16 protein-coding genes are annotated in these 19,257 nt (G+C 60.5%); 15 read left to right on the plus strand and 1 reads right to left on the minus strand.

Features of this window, described 5'->3' with window-relative positions; genetic code table 11:
• The first annotated feature begins 24 nt into the window (after positions 1 to 24).
• The 9 genes from EV130_RS16370 to EV130_RS16410 all read left to right on the plus strand — a co-directional run bounded on the left by EV130_RS16370 (position 25) and on the right by EV130_RS16410 (position 11,384).
• Positions 25 to 1,053, plus strand: coding sequence for an ABC transporter substrate-binding protein (locus EV130_RS16370; RefSeq protein ID WP_074064508.1), 1,029 nt, complete (start codon positions 25 to 27; stop codon positions 1,051 to 1,053).
• A gap of 79 nt (positions 1,054 to 1,132) precedes the next feature.
• A complete protein-coding gene (locus EV130_RS16375; protein ID WP_132660884.1) occupies positions 1,133 to 3,373 on the plus strand; it encodes an ABC transporter permease in 2,241 nt (746 codons plus the stop codon).
• The gene (locus EV130_RS16380; RefSeq protein ID WP_132550697.1) at positions 3,370 to 4,431 is read left to right on the plus strand and encodes an ABC transporter ATP-binding protein; all 1,062 of its coding nucleotides are present in this window, start codon (positions 3,370 to 3,372) and stop codon (positions 4,429 to 4,431) included. The genes EV130_RS16375 and EV130_RS16380 overlap by 4 nt, the downstream gene beginning before the upstream one ends.
• 26 nt (positions 4,432 to 4,457) lie before the next feature.
• Positions 4,458 to 5,255 carry an inositol monophosphatase family protein gene (locus EV130_RS16385; RefSeq protein ID WP_132550699.1) on the plus strand — a complete coding sequence of 266 codons (798 nt, stop codon included), beginning with the start codon at positions 4,458 to 4,460 and terminating at the stop codon, positions 5,253 to 5,255.
• A gap of 184 nt (positions 5,256 to 5,439) precedes the next feature.
• Complete coding sequence (gene ugpB / locus EV130_RS16390; protein WP_132550701.1) at positions 5,440 to 6,750, plus strand: sn-glycerol-3-phosphate ABC transporter substrate-binding protein UgpB; 1,311 nt, start codon at positions 5,440 to 5,442, stop codon at positions 6,748 to 6,750.
• A 64-nt stretch (positions 6,751 to 6,814) separates the two neighbouring features.
• Positions 6,815 to 7,696 carry a sn-glycerol-3-phosphate ABC transporter permease UgpA gene (ugpA, locus tag EV130_RS16395; protein ID WP_132550703.1) on the plus strand — a complete coding sequence of 294 codons (882 nt, stop codon included), beginning with the start codon at positions 6,815 to 6,817 and terminating at the stop codon, positions 7,694 to 7,696.
• 9 nt (positions 7,697 to 7,705) lie between these two features.
• Positions 7,706 to 8,554 (plus strand): sn-glycerol-3-phosphate ABC transporter permease UgpE, encoded by an 849-nt coding sequence (ugpE, locus tag EV130_RS16400; RefSeq protein WP_074064503.1) that lies wholly within the window; start codon positions 7,706 to 7,708, stop codon positions 8,552 to 8,554.
• A complete protein-coding gene (locus tag EV130_RS16405) occupies positions 8,554 to 9,606 on the plus strand; it encodes a sn-glycerol-3-phosphate import ATP-binding protein UgpC (RefSeq protein WP_132550705.1) in 1,053 nt (350 codons plus the stop codon). The genes ugpE and EV130_RS16405 overlap by 1 nt, the downstream gene beginning before the upstream one ends.
• A gap of 515 nt (positions 9,607 to 10,121) precedes the next feature.
• Positions 10,122 to 11,384, plus strand: a complete 1,263-nt coding sequence (locus EV130_RS16410) for a glycerate kinase type-2 family protein (RefSeq protein ID WP_132550707.1) — start codon at positions 10,122 to 10,124, stop codon at positions 11,382 to 11,384.
• Positions 11,385 to 11,405: 21 nt separating this feature from the next.
• Here the strand turns inward: EV130_RS16410 and EV130_RS16415 are convergent, their stop codons facing one another.
• On the minus strand, positions 11,406 to 12,419 hold the full coding sequence (locus tag EV130_RS16415; protein WP_132550709.1) for an AraC family transcriptional regulator: 1,014 nt from the start codon (positions 12,417 to 12,419) through the stop codon (positions 11,406 to 11,408).
• 144 nt (positions 12,420 to 12,563) lie between these two features.
• Here EV130_RS16415 and EV130_RS16420 point away from each other — a divergent pair, with 144 nt between their 5' ends.
• From EV130_RS16420 to EV130_RS16445, 6 genes are all read left to right on the plus strand, one after another.
• Positions 12,564 to 13,331, plus strand: coding sequence for a 3-hydroxyacyl-CoA dehydrogenase (locus EV130_RS16420; protein WP_132550711.1), 768 nt, complete (start codon positions 12,564 to 12,566; stop codon positions 13,329 to 13,331).
• A 20-nt stretch (positions 13,332 to 13,351) separates the two neighbouring features.
• Entirely contained in the window at positions 13,352 to 14,539 is a 1,188-nt protein-coding gene (locus EV130_RS16425) for an acetyl-CoA C-acyltransferase (protein WP_074064498.1), read from the plus strand.
• Between the two features lie 11 nt (positions 14,540 to 14,550).
• On the plus strand, positions 14,551 to 15,678 hold the full coding sequence (locus EV130_RS16430) for an acyl-CoA dehydrogenase family protein (RefSeq protein WP_074064497.1): 1,128 nt from the start codon (positions 14,551 to 14,553) through the stop codon (positions 15,676 to 15,678).
• 65 nt (positions 15,679 to 15,743) lie between these two features.
• Entirely contained in the window at positions 15,744 to 16,976 is a 1,233-nt protein-coding gene (locus tag EV130_RS16435) for a 3-methyl-2-oxobutanoate dehydrogenase (2-methylpropanoyl-transferring) subunit alpha (protein ID WP_074064496.1), read from the plus strand.
• Position 16,977: 1 nt separating this feature from the next.
• Positions 16,978 to 17,991, plus strand: a complete 1,014-nt coding sequence (locus EV130_RS16440) for an alpha-ketoacid dehydrogenase subunit beta (RefSeq protein WP_132550713.1) — start codon at positions 16,978 to 16,980, stop codon at positions 17,989 to 17,991.
• A gap of 3 nt (positions 17,992 to 17,994) precedes the next feature.
• Complete coding sequence (locus EV130_RS16445) at positions 17,995 to 19,254, plus strand: dihydrolipoamide acetyltransferase family protein (RefSeq protein WP_132550715.1); 1,260 nt, start codon at positions 17,995 to 17,997, stop codon at positions 19,252 to 19,254.
• Positions 19,255 to 19,257: the final 3 nt, after the last annotated feature.

The following is a 19,257-nucleotide window of genomic DNA, read 5'->3' on the forward strand; positions in this document are numbered from 1 at the left end:
CGTCGCGATAATCAGGAGGAAATGATGGGTTCGGTAAAAATTGCCGCGGCAGCGCTTGCCGCGAGTGTGACTTTTGGCGCCTATTCGGCCCACGCTGCTGGCGACCTCAACCTCATCTGCTCCGCAGACGTCGTCATCTGCGAAATGATGAAGGATCGTTTTGAAAAGGGAACGGACGTCAAAGTGAACATGGTTCGGCTGTCGTCGGGCGAAACCTATGCGAAAATCCGCGCCGAGGCGCGTAACCCGAAGACCGACATCTGGTGGGCGGGCACGGGCGATCCGCATCTCCAGGCCGCAAGCGAAGGGCTGACGCAAGAATACAAGTCGCCACTGCTCGACCAGCTCCAGGACTGGGCAAAGAAGCAGGCCGAAAGCGCCAATTTCCGGACGGTAGGCGTTTATGCTGGCGCGCTCGGCTGGGGCTATAACACTGACATGCTGCAGAAGAAGGGACTGAAAGAACCAAAGTGCTGGGCAGATCTCCTGGATCCGTCCTACAAGGGTGAGATCCAAATCGCAAATCCGAATTCGTCGGGCACTGCCTATACCGCCCTTGCGACGCTCGTTCAGATTATGGGCGAAGACAAGGCGTTCGAATATCTCGGCAAGCTCAACGCCAACATCTCGCAATATACAAAGTCCGGCTCGGCGCCGGTCAAGGCAGCCGCTCGCGGCGAAGCGACGATCGGCGTCGTGTTCATGCACGATGCGGTCGCCCAGACAGTCGAAGGCTTCCCGGTCAAATCGGTCGCACCTTGCGAGGGGACCGGCTACGAAATCGGCTCCATGTCGATCATCAAGGGCGCCAAGAACCTCGATAACGCCAAAAAGTGGTACGATTGGGCACTGTCTGCCGATGTTCAATCCCAGATGAAGGATGCGAAATCCTTCCAGCTGCCGTCCAACAAGTCGGCGACGGTTCCGAAGGAATCGCCGAAGTTCGAGGACATCAAGCTGATCGACTACGACTTCAAGGCCTATGGCGACCCCGACAAGCGCAAGGCGCTGCTTTCGCGTTGGGACAAGGAAATCGGCGCGAAGGCAAACTGAAGCCGATGATCGGGAGGTGACGGCCGGCGGCGAAAGCGTCGGCTGTCGGATCGATACGGCCGAGCCTGGAGCGGACTTCATGAAGAACCACAATCGCAGGCTTGGTCTCGCCCTCGTCTTTGCTGTCGCCGCCCTGACGATGCTCCCGTGGCATCGGATCGAAGGCGGCTTCTTCGGTCTTGGCTGGCTCTCTGCCTTTCCAGGTGAAGCCTCCGCAGCTCCCGCCATACTCCAGATCGTCCAGCACGGCCGATGGTGGCTCGCAATCGCCGTCTTCCCTATCTTGCTTGGCGGGGTCGCGCGATTGCTTCCCGATCATGCGCAACGTGGAACACTGCTTTCCTGGGCTGGTGGCCTCGGCCTTTTGGTTCTGGCGCTTCAGGGACTTGCGATCGGCTTTTCAGGATGGACCTGGACGATCAGCGAAAGCCTTCTTGGCGCATTGCCAGTCGGCCAGCCCTCCATGGGAGCCGGTGCGGTTGTTATCGGCCTCGTTTTCGTGCTGCTCTTTGCCTTTGGCCTCGCCGAGCGCGGTTTTCTTAAGGGTGATGCCTTCGTCACCGGTGCCATCGCCACGCTCGTGCTCCTCGTTGCAGTTTTCGTCTTCTATCCGATCGGCAGCATGTTTGTTGGCGCATTCCAGGATCTCGACGGCTCCTTCAATCCGGACGGCTTCGTCAGCAATATTCAGGATCCGTCCGTCTGGAGCCTGGGCTGCATCGCCGGCGGCGGGCACTGCGGTGTCGCCTGGCGCACCTTGTGGCTCGCAATCATGACGGCGGCAGGCTCAACGACACTGGGGCTCTGCTTTGCCCTCGTCGCAACCCGCACACGCTTTCCGTTGAAGAAGGGCCTTCGGCTGCTGACGATCCTGCCGATCATCACGCCGCCTTTCGTGGTCGGCCTTGCGCTCACCTTGCTTTTCGGTCGCTCGGGCGTTGCAACGCAGTTCGTCTCCTCCTTGCTCGGCCTTGAGCCCGGCCGCTGGCTCTATGGCCTGACGGGCATCTGGATCGCCCAGGTGCTCTCCTTCACGCCGATCTCCTTTCTTGTTCTCATCGGCGTCGTCGAAGGCGTCAGCCCGTCGATGGAGGAGGCATCACAGACGCTGCGGGCGGATCGTTGGCGGACCTTCTGGCGTATCTCGCTGCCACTGATGAAGCCGGGGCTGGCGAATGCGTTCTTGATCGGTTTCATCGAGAGCATGGCAGATTTCGGCAATCCACTCGTGCTCGGCGGCAGCCATGGCGTGCTGTCGACTGAAATCTTCTTTGCCGTCGTCGGCTCGCAAAACGACCCGTCGCGCGCCGCGGTCCTTGCCATGGTCCTGCTCGGCTTCACGCTTTCGGCGTTCCTGGCCCAGCGTTTCTGGCTGTCGGGCAAGAATTTTGCGACGGTAACCGGCAAGGGCGATTCTGGCCGACACATCGCGCTGCCGTATGGCCTTTCAATCGCCATCCATGCAATCGTCATCCCCTGGATGATCTTTACGATCGTCGTCTATGCGATGATCCTTTTCGGCGGTTTCGTGCGCACCTGGGGCCTCGACAACACGCTGACATTGGAACACTACATCCGCGCCTTCTCAATAGGGTTGCGGGACGACGGTGGACTGGCATGGACGGGGGTTGCCTGGAGTTCGTTCTGGACAACAATGGAAATCGCCCTGATCTCCGCCCCGCTCACCGCTGTCGTCGGCCTTTTGACCGCCTATCTTATCGTGCGGCAGAGATTCGCAGGGCGGAATCTCTTCGAATTCGCGCTGATGATGAGCTTTGCAATCCCCGGCACCGTCATCGGTATCAGCTACATCATGGCCTTCAACCTGCCCCCGCTCGAAATGACCGGCACGGCGCTGATCCTCGTCGCCTGCTTCGTTTTCCGCAATATGCCGGTTGGCGTACGCGGTGGCGTAGCCGCCATGAGCCAGTTGGACAAGAGCCTCGATGAAGCCTCGCTGACGCTGGGCGCCGACAGTTTTCGCACGATCCGTAAGATCATCCTGCCGTTGCTGCGACCAGCCATCACCGCCGCTCTCGTCTATTCCTTCGTGCGCGCGATCACCTCGATCAGTGCCGTGGTTTTCCTCGTCAGCGCACAATACAACATGGCGACGTCCTATATCGTCGGCCTCGTGGAAAACGGGGAATACGGCGTTGCCATCGCCTATTCTTCCGCGCTGATCGTCGTCATGGTCGCCGTCATCGCGGGATTCCAGTTCATGGTCGGCGAACGGCGGCTCCGACGCGAAAATCGCGTTGGTCTTGCCGTCACGACCGCCGCTGCTGCCGCCACGATTGGCCAGGAGAAGACCGCATGAGCGTCAACACACCCGGTTCCGTCGTCTTTGAGAACGTCCGCAAGACCTTCGGCGCCTTCACTGCTATATCCGACCTGTCGCTGACGATCGAGCCCGGTACACTCGTGACGCTGCTTGGTCCTTCGGGCTGCGGAAAGACGACGACATTGCGCATGCTGGCAGGTCTTGAACATCCTTCGGCGGGCCGCATCCTTATCGGCGGCAAGGATGTGACGATGCTTCCGGCCAATGAGCGCGATGTCTCGATGGTTTTTCAGTCCTATGCGCTCTTTCCGCACATGACGGCACTCGACAACGTCGCTTATGGCCTCGAATCCTCCGGGTTGAGGCGCAAGGAGGCCCGCGAGCGCGCCGAAGACGGCCTGACGCTCGTCGGTCTCGCCGGGATGGGCCAGCGCCTTCCTGCCGAACTGTCCGGAGGCCAACAGCAGCGGGTTGCCGTTGCCCGCGCGCTGGTGCTCGAACCACAGGTGCTGCTCCTCGACGAGCCGCTGTCGAATCTCGATGCCCGGCTTCGCCGCCGAGTGAGAACGGAGATCCGCGACTTGCAGCAGCGGCTTGGCTTCACCGCCGTCTACGTTACCCATGATCAGGACGAGGCGCTTGCGGTCTCTGATCAGATCATCGTCATGAAGGACGGGGAAGTCGCACAGAAGGGAGCGCCGCGCGATCTCTACGATCAGCCGGTATCGGCGTTCATTGCAGATTTCATGGGCGAGGCAAACGTCGTGGCCTGTGATGTCATCGGTACCGAAGGCGGAGAAGCGACGATCAATGTCGAGGGTCTCTTGCATCGCGTCCCCGGCCGCAATGTCCGCCCCGGACCGGCTCAGCTCGCGGTGCGCCCGAACGCCATTACGCTGTCGGCGCGAAACGGCGGCGCTTTCAGCGGACAGGTCACTCATGCAGCCTATCTTGGCGACCGTGTGGAATACGAAGTGAAAACGCGCAACGGCACGCTTTTCGTCGTCGATCCTGCGGTGGAAAGAGCACTACAGCCTTTGACGGAGGTTGAGATCAGCTTCAAGGATCGCGGGATTGCCATCATCGGCGGCTGAGCCGCGTTTCATCAAGGGAAGATTCCATGACATCGCATGTAGCACGCCTCGAAGCCCGGCTCGCGCTTGCCGAAGCCGTAGCCCGCGAAGCCGGCGCTATGGCGCTCGATTACTTCAAGCGCCGCGAGACGCTGGTAATTGAAACCAAGCGCGATCCGCAAGATGTCGTTTCGATCGCCGACCGGGAGGTCGAAAATCTGATCCGCGGCCGCTTCAACGAAGCCTATCCCGACGATGGCGTGCTCGGAGAGGAATATGGGCTCGAAGCCGGCACGTCCGGCTACACATGGGTCGTCGATCCCATCGACGGCACCAGCCCCTTCGTCAACGGCATGCCGAACTGGTGCATTTCGATTGCTCTGTTGCATGAGGGCGTTCCTGTCGTCGGTGTGATCTGCGCACCATGCCACGACGAGCTTTATGCGGCAGCACTCGGGCTCGGCGCAACATTGAACGGCAAGACGCTTCGGCTCGACCCCACGCGCACCATCCGCAACAGCGTAACGGGCATCGGCGCGAACAACTATGTGACGCCAGCTTTCGTGGGCAAAATGGTTGAAAGCCTGCTCACTGCGGGTGGCAACTTTATCCGAAACGGCTCGGGCGCCCTGATGCTCGCCTATGTCGCGGCAGGCCGTCTGGTCGGCTATTACGAACCTTACATGCACGCCTGGGACTGCCTTGCGGGCTATTGTCTGGTGAAGGAAGCCGGCGGCTGGTATCAAGCCTTCCCTACGGAGGGCGAAGGGCTGACGAAAGGCGCACCGGTCCTTGCCGCTGCCCCCGGGGCCATCAAGGATCTGCGACAGGTGGCAGGCTTATGAAAGGCACATGCTGGACAGAGCAAGGGGCTGCGCTAAGTTGCGCCGAACGCGCTTCCAGCAACACCGGCATTTCGTCTTTCAGGATTGCCGTTGAACAGGATTTCCACGGGCGGTCGAGGAGGATCGTCCGTGGAATATTTGGATGCCGGCTTGCCGGCTCCACCCAACAAACAGGGAGGAACTAATGTCCATTCGTACAGGTCTCTTATCGACAGCGGCGATCGCCGTTTCGCTTGGCGCAGCATCGCAAGCGTTTGCACTCACTGAGCTGCAGTGGTGGCACGCCATGTCCGGCGCAAACAATGAGGTCGTCGAACAGATTTCAAAGGAATTCAACGCAAGCCAGGCGGACTATAAGATCGTTCCAGTCTTCAAGGGCAGCTATCCCGAGACCCTAAATGCCGGCATCGCCGCGTTCCGCGCCAAGCAGGCGCCCGCAATTCTTCAGGTGTTCGATGCTGGTAGCGGCGTTATGATGGGGGCCGAAGGCGCGATCATGCCCGCCGCCCAGGTGCTGGAAAAGGGCGGCTACAGCTTCGACAAGTCGGAATATCTTCCAGGTATCGTCGCCTATTATTCGAAGCCCGATGGCACGATGCTGTCCTTTCCCTACAATTCTTCCTCGCCGATCCTCTACTACAACAAGGATACCTTCAAGAAAGCGGGCCTGGATCCAGAAACTCCGCCGAAGACGTGGCCGGAGGTGTTTGAGGCCGCCAAAAAGATCAAGGCGAGCGGCGCATCCCCCTGCGGCTTGACATCCACCTGGCTCACATGGATCCAGACTGAGAACTTCGCAGCCTGGAACAACGTATCCTACGGATCAAATGAAAACGGCCTTGGCGGGACCGACGTGACGCTCGCCTTCAACAGCCCGCTTTTCGTCCAGCATTTTCAGGCGATCGCCGACCTCGCCAAGGATGGCACGTTCCGCTACGGCGGGCGCACCTCCGAAGCCAAACAGCTCTTCACCTCCGGTGAATGCGGCATCATGACCGAATCGTCAGGCGGTCTCGGCGATATCGTCAAATCCGGCATGAACTACGGCATCGGTCAATTGCCGTATTATGAAGGCGAAGGTCGGCCACAGAACACGATTCCCGGCGGGGCCAGTCTCTGGGTCTTTGCCGGTAAGAGCGACGCTGAATACAAGGGCGTTGCCGAGTTCTTCCACTTCCTGTCGCAGACAAAAGTCCAGGCGCGGCTGCATCAGGTTTCCGGCTACATGCCGGTCACGATGGCCGCTTACGAGGAAACGAAGAAGTCGGATTTCTACGACAAGAACCCGGGGCGGCAAACGCCAATCCTGCAGATGATGGGAAAGGCACCGACCGAAAATTCCAAGGGGGTGCGCCTCCCGAATTTGCCGCAGGTCCGTGACATCATGAATGAGGAATTCGAGGCCATGCTTGCTGGAAAACAGGATGCAAAGGCGGCACTCGACAAGGCTGTCGAACGCGGCAACGCTGCCATCAAGCAGGCCGTTAGCCAGTAGTGGTCCAGTGTTTCGCGCCCGCGGCCCGAGGCTGCGGGCGTTCCTTCACGCCAAGGAGTTCTCCGTGCAGCGCGTTGTTTTTCCAAACAAGATTCTTCCCTATTTCCTGCTTGCACCGCAAATTATTCTGACCGTTGTTTTCTTCTTCTGGCCGGCAAGCCAGGCGCTCTACCAGTCGATACAGCGCGAGGATCCCTTTGGCTTGAAGAGCGGTTTCGTCGGCCTTGCAAATTTCCGCGACGTCTTTGCAGATCCCAACTATCTGCATTCTCTGCAGGTCACGATCCTCTTCAGCGTACTGACGGCACTGCTGTCGATGGTCATGGCTTTGGCGCTCGCAACGGCCGCCGATAAAGTCGTGCGTGGAAAGACCTTTTACCGCACGCTGCTGATTTGGCCCTATGCAGTGGCACCCGCCGTGGCCGGCATGCTCTGGCTTTTCATGTTCAATCCGGCAATGGGCACGTTTGCCTATCTTCTGCGGCGCAACGGCTTCATGTGGGATCCGCTGCTCAACGGCAATCAAGCAATGATGCTTGTTGTCATGGCGGCTGCGTGGAAGCAGATCAGCTACAACTTCCTGTTCTTCGTCGCCGGCCTGCAAGCCATTCCGAGATCGCTGATCGAGGCTGCGGCAATTGACGGAGCGCGCGGCAACCGACGCTTCTGGACGATCGTTTTCCCGCTTTTGGCACCGACGACTTTCTTCCTGCTCGTCGTCAACACCGTCTACGCCTTCTTCGATACGTTCGGCATCATCCATGCAGTCACCGGCGGTGGTCCCGCCAAGGCAACAGAAACGCTCGTCTACAAGGTCTATAATGACGGTTTCGTGAACCTCAATCTCGGCTCGTCGGCGGCCCAATCCGTCATCTTGATGATCATCGTCATTGCCCTGACCGCTTTTCAGTTCCGCTTCGTCGAGAAGCGCGTGCACTATGCGTGAGATGCGGCGATGATTGAAAAGCGCCCTCTCGCCAATCTTATCGGCCACCTGATGCTGATTATCGGCATCATCATCGTCGCATTCCCGATCTATTACACGTTCGTCGCCTCGACCATGACGTCGGCGGAAATCATCAGGCCGCCCATCTCGCTGTTGCCCGGCGATCATTTCATGGACAACTACACCTCAGCACTTTCAGGCGGTGTTGAGCAGGTCGTCGGAGTGAGCCTCGAGCGCCTGCTGTTCAACACATTTGTCGTCGCGGTCCTGATAGCGGTCGGAAAAATCCTGATCTCCTTTCTCTCGGCTTTCGCGATCGTTTTCTTCCGTTTTCCATTTCGCATGGCCTTCTTCTGGATGATCTTCATCACCTTGATGTTGCCAGTCGAGGTCCGTATCCTTCCAACCTATAAGGTGATCGTCGACCTGGGCATGATCGACACCTACGCAGGATTGACACTGCCGCTGATGGCATCTGCCACGGCGACATTTCTGTTCCGTCAGTTCTTCCTGACAATCCCGGGAGAATTACTGGAGGCGGCGCGCATCGACAGCGCCGGCCCGTTCCTCTTCATGCGCGATATACTGCTACCTTTGTCGAAAACGAATATCGCAGCGCTCTTCGTGATCCTCTTCATCTATGGCTGGACCCAATATCTCTGGCCCTTGCTTGTCACCAATGACGCGAAGATGAATACCATCATCATCGCTCTTCGAAAGATGATGGATTTCGCCGATGCGGCAACCCCCTGGAACTACGTGATGGTGACGGCGATCCTTGCAATCATTCCGCCCATTCTCGTCGTCGTGCTCATGCAGCGCTGGTTCGTAAAAGGTCTTGTGGAAACGGAGAAGTAATGGCCAAGATCAATCTGAAGGATGTTCGCAAGACCTATGGCGGCGGTATCGAAGCCATCAAGGGGGTCTCGATGGAAATCGCAGACGGCGAGTTCGTCGTGCTCGTCGGCCCCTCCGGCTGCGGCAAATCCACGTTGCTGCGCATGATCGCCGGTCTCGAAGGTATCACATCGGGCCAAATCGCCATTGGCGATCGCGTCGTCAATCGGCTGGAGCCATCCGAGCGCGACATCGCCATGGTCTTCCAGAACTACGCACTTTACCCGCATATGACGGTCAGGCAGAACCTTGCTTACGGCCTGAAAAACCGCAAGACACCGAAGGACGAAATCGAGCGCCGCATCGAAAAGGCTGCAAGGGCGCTCGAGATCGAGGCGTTTCTCGAGCGCAAACCGAGGCAGTTGTCGGGCGGGCAGCGTCAGCGTGTGGCGATGGGGCGCGCAATCGTGCGAGAACCGGCTGCCTTCCTGTTTGACGAACCGCTATCGAACCTCGATGCCAAACTGCGCGTCCAGATGCGCGTCGAGATCAAGCGCCTGCAGCGTTCGCTGGCGACAACAAGCGTCTACGTGACGCATGACCAGATGGAGGCGATGACGCTGGCCGATCGTCTTGTGGTGTTGAACGGTGGCCAGATTGATCAGATCGGTACACCAATCGAGCTTTACGAGAAGCCGGCCACGACCTTCGTTGCAACCTTTATCGGCTCGCCCGCCATGAACCTCTGGGACCGGTCGGGTGACAGCAGAGGCTTCTTGCTGTCACCCAGTATCGCCCTGCCCGCCGGCGCCGTCACGCTTGGGGTCCGACCGGAGGACCTTTACATTTGGCAAGATGGCAGAGCGGATGCTTTCAGGGCTGACGCGCGGGTTGGCGCCGTCGAACTCGTTGGTGCCGAAAGCTATGTCCACGCTTGGCTTTCAAACGGTCGGCCGATCGTCTTCCGGGTTCCCGGCCGGTCCCGGATCGCCATTGACGAAGCCGTGTCGGTCTGTGCGGCTGCCGAAAGCCTTCACCTCTTCGACGACGGTGGCAGACGCATGACTTGGTAGAGCGCCCGGTTGCAGGAGCTCGCTTGCAGTCGCAAACAACGTCATTGCCTTGGCTTGCGGCCGCAGCATTCATCTCGGCTCCCGTTGACCTGGATTCCAGCTTGTCGCAATAGCGACCGCCTGAAACAACGCCTGCTCGGCCCTGATGAAACCGGCCTGCATGAGATCAGTGCCCTTCAGTGCGACAGTGCCTTAGCCGAGCCTCGATCTGTGCGATCAGCCATCGAACTGAACGGCTCAGTGACATAGGTGTCAGCGCTGCTTTGGGGAACCTTCACGCGGTCTCGGATACTTTTGCCGGCAGCAAGATAAAGCCGGCACGAACGGCGTTGCTCGCGAGGTCATGCGACCTCCCAAGATGGGGACAATGGGGAGCATGCGATCGATCCGTTATCGCGAATACACAAAATCGGCCGAGCCTGCCTTGCCTAAGCGGCCAAACTCTTGGAAGTTGCAGCTTGAGGATATGCCGGTGAGTAGACGCGTCCTGCAATGCAGATTCGAAAGATTTAATTGTGGCTGTTTTATCCCCCCGCACCTTTTTGACATCGCTGTTCCACGCCGCTGTGCGTGCAGCCGATCCCTTGTCGGGCATCAAGGCGCATCTGCCTGCGAAGCCAAAAGGTCGAACGGTGGTGATCGGCGCGGGCAAGGGAGCAGCACAAATGGCTCGCGCGCTCGAAAGCGTCTGGGACACCCCGCTCGATGGCGTTGTCGTGACGCGCTATGGCTATGGCTGCGAAACCAGAAGGATCGAGATCATCGAAGCCGCCCATCCCGTGCCGGATGTCGCCGGTCTTGCGGCATCGAAACGATTGGTCGAAGCACTGAAGGACCTGACGGCGGACGATCTGGTGATCGCGCTGATCTGCGGCGGCGGTTCGGCGCTTCTGCCGGCGCCGCCCGAAGGCCTGTCGCTCGAAGATGAGATCGCGCTCAACGAGATGCTGCTGGCGTCAGGCGCGCCGATCTCGGCGATGAACGTCGTGCGCAAGCACTTATCCACCATCAAGGGAGGGCGGCTCGCGGCAGCCACGAAAGCGCGCCTCGTCAGCTTGATCGTTTCGGATATTCCCGGCGACAATCCCGCCCATGTCGCCTCAGGACCCACCGTTCCTGATTTCTCCACGAGGCATGACGCGATCGAAATCGTCCGGCAATATGGCCTGCGGCTTCCGAAGGCAGCGCTCGATCACCTGGCCTCCCCCGCCGCAGATGCGCCCTTTCCGGACGATCCGATCTTTGCCGGACACGAACATCACATCATCGCTTCGGCCAGTGTGTCGCTCGAGGCCGCCGCTCAACTGGCAAAGTCCAGTGGCATCACCCCGGTAATCCTGTCGGATTCGATCGAGGGCGAATCCCGTGACGTTGCACTGGTGCACGCGGCAATAGCCCGTGAGGTGCTTGGCCGCAACCGACCGTTCGAAAAGCCTTCCGTCATTCTTTCAGGCGGCGAGACGACCGTGACACTGCGGGCCAGAGGTGGCAAAGGCGGGCGCAACGGCGAATTTGCGCTTTCCGCCGCACTTGCAATCGACGGATACGACATCCATCTCCTGGCAGCAGACACCGACGGCATCGACGGCTCGGAAGACAACGCCGGCGCATTTGCCGACGGCACCTCCGTCAGGCGCCTGCGCGAAAGCGGTCTCGATCCACGCCGCCTTCTTGATGGCAATGACAGCTATTCGGCCTTCCAGGCTATCGGCGACCTCTTCGAGACCGGCCCGACAGGCACCAATGTCAACGATTTCAGGGCGATCCTGGTTCGCTGATGGCGGGCCGGGCGCCGTCGTCTACATTGTCGGCGCCACTTTCCTGCTTTCCCGGCGGAACGCATCCGGGCTCGTCGACATCCATTTGCGGAAGGCCCGGAAAAATGCGCTGGGTTCCGAATAGCCGAGTTGTGTTGCGATGTCGCCGATCGTCTTCGGACTATTGAGCAGCATATCGACGGCCATATCGCGGCGGATGTCATCTTTGATGCCGGCATAGTTCTGCCCTTCGTCACTCAGGCGATGACGCAGGGTGGATACCGGCATGCGCATGTCGGCTGCAAGATCGGCGAAATTCGACCAGGCAGCCGGTGGCAGGCTGCTCAGGCGTCGCCGGACACTGGAAGCAAGTCCGGCATCGTAGCGATAGCGCACGAGGATGTTTGCCGGTGCGCCACGCAGGAACTGTTTCAGTGCCTGCTCGGTCCGCGAAACCGGCAGGTCCAGCATGGCGCTGTCGAACCCCAGCCGGCTGATGGGTTGAGAGAATGCGACGGGGGCACCGAAGAAAAGCCGGTAATCGGCTCCCTGTTTCGGCTCATCACAGCGGAAATCGACGAGCCGGATGGGGATCCGGCGACCCACTAGCCAGCACGTGATGCCGTGCAGAATGATCCAGTAGGTGCGATAGGCGAAAGCCGAGCGAGGTCCGCCGGCGTCTGCAAGCGTGATCTCGGCCAGGCCGTCGCGGACGACGAGTTCGCCGTGCGGATCCTCCAGGACGACATTGAGGAAGCGCAGTGCCCGACGTAACGCCTGGCCGAGGCTTCGTGCATGCAGCACGCAGTGGCAGAGCAGGGTGAAGCTTCCGCTGCGCATCGGCCTACCGCCCATTCCGAAGAACTCATCATTGAGCTCGGCGGCAATCGCAAGCCACAATGCACCGTAGCGCTCGGCCGATATCGGCTGGTTGACACCTCGAGGCAGTCCGAGCGCAGCAATGAGCGGGGCAGTTGGTTTTCCCATGCGGCGCAGGCTTTCGAGTGCCTCTTGGACGAATCCCGGTGCAATCATGCGCCTTTCGAGTTCAGGCATCGCCTTACCTCTCACTATGGTAAAATTGTCCAGAAATATGAAACAACTCTGTCATCGCTTGCAATAGTGGGACGACATAAAGTCCGTGCTATTCTGGCTGGGCTCTCCATGAGGGGAGAAGGGACTGGCTGTGGGAGATGAGCCATGCTGATTCGTGGAGGAACCTTCATCGTCACCGGCGGCGGATCCGGTCTCGGCGCAGCAACCGTGCGGATGCTGGTCGAAGACGGGGCGCGCGTCGTCATTGCTGATCTCAATGAAAAGGCTGGTGAAATGGTCGCCGCAGAGCTCGGCGGAGAGGTTTCATACTTGTGTGCCGACGTAACGAGCGAGCAAGATGGTGCGCGCGTTGTCGCCGCTGCGCTTGATACCTTCGGTGGCCTGCGCGGGCTCGTCAACTGCGCCGGCGTTGCCCCGGCCGAAAAGGTCATTGGACGTGATGGACCGCATCGGCTCGAAAGCTTTTCACACGCGATCGCCATCAATCTGATCGGCACCTTCAACATGACCCGCCTAGCCGCCTGCGCCATTCAAGAACAGGAGCCGGATGGCGAAGGCGAGCGTGGCGTCATCATCAATACCGCCTCGGTCGCAGCCTTCGACGGCCAGATCGGCCAGGCGGCTTATTCCGCCTCCAAAGGTGGTGTGGCCGCCATGACGCTGCCAATTGCCCGCGAGCTTGCCCGCCACGGTATTCGCGTCGTGTCAATTGCTCCCGGCATCTTCGAAACACCGATGATGGCAGGCATGCCGTTTGAGGTTCGCGAATCACTCGGCAGGAGCGTGCCCTTCCCGCCGCGGCTCGGCCGGCCCGCTGAATTCGCCGCTCTGGTGCGCCATATATGTGAAAACAGCATGCTAAACGGCGAGGTCATTCGCCTCGACGGCGCATTGCGGATGGGCGCGCGTTAGGCGCCGTCAGGGAGGAGAAAATGCCATTGCAGGATCCTGTCGTGATTGTCGGCTCGGCACGCACCCCGATCGGCGGATTTCAGGGCGAGCTCAAGGATGCTACGGCGCCCGCGCTCGGAGCCGCCGCAATCCGGGCCGCACTTGAACGCAGCCGCGTCGAGGCCGGGACCGTTGATGAAGTGGTGTTCGGATGCGTGCTGCCGGCCGGCCAGGGCCAGGCGCCGGCGAGGCAGGCGGCCATCGGCGCTGGCCTTGCCTTTTCGACCGGCGCCAGCACCGTTAACAAGATGTGCGGCTCCGGTATGAAAGCGACGATGATTGCTCATGACCTCATTGCCGCAGGAAATGCCTCGATCACCGTCGCCGGCGGCATGGAAAGCATGACGAATGCGCCCTATCTCCTCGATCGGGCACGTAGCGGCTACCGGCTCGGCCACGGGCGCGTTGTCGATCATATGTTCCTCGACGGGCTTGAGGATGCTTACGACAAGGGACGTTTGATGGGCACTTTCGCGGAAGACTGCGCCGAGGCCTATCAATTCACACGCGCCGCACAGGATAATTATGCGATCGCCTCGCTGACGCGGGCGCAAAAGGCGATCGAGGCCGGCTATTTCGATGAAGAGATCACACCGGTGACCATCAAGACCGGCAAAGGCGAACTGACGGTTGCCCATGACGAACAGCCGGGCAAGGCAAAACTTGAAAAGATTCCGGCCTTGAAGCCTGCCTTCCGCGACGGCGGGACGGTGACCGCTGCCAATTCAAGCTCGATTTCCGATGGTGCGGCCGCCCTCGTCCTCATGCGCCGCTCGGAGGCCGAACGCCGCGGATTGCAGCCGCTTGCCACGATCACTGCCCAGGCTACCCATTCGCAGGCCCCCAATCTCTTTGCAACGGCGCCGGTCGGTGCTCTTGAGAAGCTTTCCGATCGCGCCGGCTGGTCGTTTGATACAGTCGATCTTTTCGAAATCAATGAGGCTTTCGCCGTCGTCGCCATGGCTGCGATGCGCGACCTCCATCTGCCGCACGACAAGGTCAACGTGCATGGTGGCGCCTGTGCGCTCGGCCATCCGATCGGTGCATCGGGAGCACGCATCATTGTCACTCTGCTTGCGGCTCTTAAGCGATACGACCTGAAGCGCGGCATGGCCGCACTTTGCATCGGCGGCGGCGAGGCAACTGCAGTCGCCCTCGAACGGCACTAAGGGAGGAAGCGATGATTCTTTCCGACCTGCAGCAGCAAATTCGCGATCTCGCGCGCGATTTCGCCCGCGAGCGCCTGGCGCCTGGCGCAGCCGCCCGCGACCGGAATCACGCCTTCCCCCGCGAGGAACTGAAGGAAATGGGCGAGCTCGGCCTGCTCGGCATGCTCGTTCCGGAAGCCTTTGGAGGCTCCGACACCGGCACTATTGCCTATGCTGCCGCGCTCGAAGAGATCGCCGCCGGCGACGGGCCGTGCTCGACCATCATGAGCGTCCATAGCTCGGTCGCCTGCGTGCCGATCCTGAAATTCGGCAATGAAGAACAGAAGCAGCATTTCTTGCCCAGGCTTGCGAGTGGCGAATGGATCGGAGGTTTCGCACTGACCGAGGCCCAGGCAGGCTCGGATGCCTCAAACCTGCGCAGCCGCGCGCGCCGCAACGGCGATCATTATGTGCTCGACGGCGCCAAGCAGTTCATCACGTCGGGCAAGAATGGCCAAGTGATCATCGTCTTCGCAGTCACCGATCCTGATGCCGGAAAGAAGGGCATCACCGCCTTCATCGTGCCGACCGATACACCCGGTTACGAAGTCATCCGTGTCGAAGAAAAGCTTGGCCTCCATTCGACCGATACCTGCCAGATCGCCTTCAACGGCATGCGCATCCCCGCCGAACAAAGGCTCGGTGCGGAGGGGGAAGGTTACCGCATTGCGCTTGCCAACCTCGAAGGCGGGCGGATCGGCATTGCCGCGCAGGCGGTTGGCATGGCACGGGCGGCCTATGAGGCGGCGCGCGACTACGCGCGCGAGCGTGTCGCTTTTGGCAAACCGATCATCGAGCACCAGGCCGTCGCCTTCCGCCTTGCCGACATGGCGACCCAGATCGAGGCCGCGCGCCAGCTCGTCCTCCATGCAGCGGCATTGCGCGAAGGCGGCCTGCCCTGTCTTTCGGAAGCGTCGATGGCGAAGCTCTTTGCCTCCGAAATGGCAGAGCGGGTCTGTTCCGACGCGATCCAGATTCATGGCGGCTACGGCTATATGGCCGATTATCCGGTCGAGCGGATCTACCGGGATGTCCGCATCTGTCAGATTTATGAGGGAACGAGCGATGTGCAGCGCATGGTGATTGCGCGCAATCTGTAACACCAAGGATGAGCCGTCGCTTCCTGGAGGAGAGGAGCGGGCGGCAAAGGGAGGAATGAGACCATATGACGGAATTCGCTCAACTGAGCTTGCACGTCCCCGAGCCCGCCGTCCGTCCGGGCGGCCAGCCTGATTTTTCCAACGTCAAGATCGCCAAGGCAGGCGCGGTACCGCGACCTGAAGTGGATGTCGCGTCAGAGGACATCCGCGAGCTCGCCTATTCGATCATCCGCGTACTTAATCGCGACGGTGAGGCAGTCGGCCCGTGGTCGGGCATGCTTTCTGACGACGAACTACTTACCGGCCTTCGCCACATGATGAAGCTCAGGGCCTTCGACGCCCGCATGCTGATGGCGCAACGCCAGGGAAAGACATCCTTCTACATGCAGCATCTCGGGGAGGAAGCCGTCAGCTGCGCCTTCCGCAAGGCGTTGCGCAAGGGCGATATGAACTTTCCGACCTATCGCCAGGCGGGACTGTTGATCGCCGACGACTATCCGATGGTCGAGATGATGAACCAGATCTACTCGAATGAGAGCGACCCGCTGCACGGCCGGCAGCTGCCGATCATGTATTCCTCGAAAGACCACGGTTTCTTCACGATCTCCGGAAATCTCGCCACGCAATATGTTCAGGCAGTCGGCTGGGCGATGGCGTCCGCCATCAAGAACGACAGCAAGATCGCCGCCGGCTGGATCGGCGATGGCTCGACAGCCGAATCCGACTTTCACTCCGCGTTGGTTTTCGCCTCCACGTACAAAGCTCCGGTGATCCTCAATATCGTCAACAATCAATGGGCGATCTCGACGTTCCAGGGCATCGCCCGCGGCGGCTCCGGTACTTTCGCTGCCCGCGGTCTCGGCTTCGGGATCCCGGCGCTGCGTGTCGACGGCAACGACTATCTCGCCGTCCATGCCGTTGCCTGCTGGGCAGCCGAGCGCGCCAGGCGGAACCTCGGCCCGACGCTGATCGAATATGTGACCTATCGCGTCGGCGCCCATTCGACGTCTGACGATCCAAGCGCTTATCGTCCGAAGACCGAGTCTGAGGCCTGGCCGCTTGGCGATCCGGTTCTTCGCCTGAAGAAGCATCTGATCGTCAGGGGCGTCTGGTCCGAAGAACGTCATCTTCAGGCGGAGGCCGAGATCATCGACGAGGTTATCGAGGCGCAGAGAAAGGCAGAGCAGCACGGCACACTGCATGCGGGCGGCAGGCCCTCCGTGCGCGACATCTTCGAGGGCGTCTATGCCGAGATGCCGCCGCATATTCGCCGCCAGCGGCAGAAAGCGGGTTACTGAGATGGCCAGAATGACGATGATCGAGGCCGTGCGCAGTGCCATGGACGTATCAATGGCCCGCGACGACAGCGTCGTGGTGTTCGGCGAGGACGTCGGTTACTTCGGCGGTGTTTTCCGCTGTACGCAAGGGCTTCAGGCAAAATACGGCAAGACCCGCTGTTTCGATACGCCGATCAGTGAATCGGGCATCGTCGGAACGGCGATCGGCATGGCGGCCTACGGGCTAAAGCCGTGCGTCGAAATCCAATTTGCCGATTACATGTATCCTGCCTACGACCAGATCACTCAGGAGGCCGCCCGCATCCGTTACCGCTCGAACGGCGATTTCACCTGCCCGATCGTGCTGCGTATGCCAACCGGCGGCGGTATCTTCGGCGGTCAGACGCACAGCCAGAGCCCGGAGGCGCTCTTTACCCATGTCTGCGGCCTGAAGGTTGTCGTGCCTTCCAATCCTTTTGATGCCAAGGGCCTGCTCATCTCTTCCATTGAGGATCCGGACCCGGTGATGTTCCTGGAGCCGAAGCGGCTCTACAACGGTCCCTTCGACGGTCATCATGAGCGCCCTGTTACTCCCTGGTCGAAGCATGACCTCGGCGAAGTACCTGAGGGACATTATACCGTCCCGATCGGCAAGGCCGAGATCAGGCGGTTGGGATCAGCCGTGACCGTCATCGCCTATGGTACCATGGTGCATGTGGCGCTTGCAGCTGCGGAAGATGCCGGCATCGATGCCGAAGTCATCGACTTGCGGAGCCTCCTGCCCCTCGATCTCGATACCATCGTACAGTCGGTCACGAAGACCGGCCGCTGCGTCGTCGTCCATGAGGCAACGCTTACGTCCGGCTTTGGCGCCGAAGTGGTGTCGCTCGTGCAGGAGCATTGTTTCTACCATCTGGAAGCGCCGGTCATGCGTGTCGCCGGTTGGGACACGCCCTATCCGCACGCACAGGAATGGGACTATTTCCCCGGGCCTGCGCGTGTCGGGCGGGCACTTGCAGAAGTCATGGAGGCGTAAGCCATGGGTGAGTTCACGATCAAGATGCCCGATGTCGGCGAAGGCGTGGCCGAGGCTGAGCTTGTCGAATGGCACGTGAAGGCCGGTGACCCCGTGCGCGAGGACATGGTGATCGCCGCCGTCATGACCGATAAGGCGACGGTCGAAATCCCTTCTCCCGTTACCGGCACCGTCGTCTGGCTCGGTGCAGAGATCGGCGACCGGATCGCCGTAAAGGCGCCGCTGGTGCGCATCGAAACGGCCGGTGAAGGCGGCGAGAGGAAGACCGAAATCCCTGCGGCTGTACCACCCGCGAAAGCTCCTGAGCCACCGTTGCCTGCATTAGACCTCACAAAGGCAACGGTACCAAAAGCCGGTATTGCGCCTCGTGCAGTTGCTGCGATGCCCGCCGAAAGGCCGCTCGCCTCCCCTGCCGTCCGGCTCCTTGCCCGGGAAAACGGCGTCGATCTCAGGCAGGTGACGGGAAGCGGTCCTGCGGGCCGTATCCTGCGCGAGGATATCGACCAGTTTCTCGCCCGCGGCGGGGCCTCATTCCCGGCGCAAACGGTTCCAGGAAGAAAGACTGCCACGGAAGAGATCAAGCTTACCGGCCTTCGCCGGCGCATTGCCGAGAAGATGTCGCTGTCGGCCTCCCGCATTCCCCACATCACCTATGTCGAGGAGATCGACATGACGGCTCTGGAGGAACTGAGAGCCACCATGAACCGGGATCGCAGGCCGGAACAGCCGAAGCTTACCGTCCTGCCTTTCCTGATGCGGGCGATCGTCAAGGCGGTTGCCGGACAGCCAAACCTCAACGCCACCTTCGACGATCACACAGGCGTACTCACCCGTCATGCGGCCGTCCACATCGGCATTGCCGCGCAGACGCCCGCCGGGTTGGTGGTACCTGTCGTGCGACATGCAGAGGCGCGCGGCATCTTTGATTGCGCCAGCGAGATGAACCGGCTTGCGGAGGCGGCGCGCACGGGTTCAGCGACGCGTGATGAGCTCGGCGGCTCGACGATCACCATCAGTTCGCTCGGCGCGCTCGGCGGCATCGTCTCGACGCCTGTGATCAATCATCCCGAAGTCGCCATCATCGGCGTCAACAAGATCGCCATCCGTCCGGTCTGGGACGGCACGCAGTTCGTGCCGCGCAAGATGATGAACCTCTCCTCAAGCTTCGACCATCGCATCATAGATGGTTGGGATGCTGCCACCTTCGTCCAGCGCGTCCGGGTTCTTCTCGAAACGCCGGCACTCATTTTCATCGAAAGCTGAGTT

The sequence above is a fragment of the Rhizobium azibense genome (assembly GCF_004342325.1).
In the GTDB taxonomy this organism is placed as follows: Bacteria; Pseudomonadota; Alphaproteobacteria; order Rhizobiales; family Rhizobiaceae; genus Rhizobium; species Rhizobium etli_B.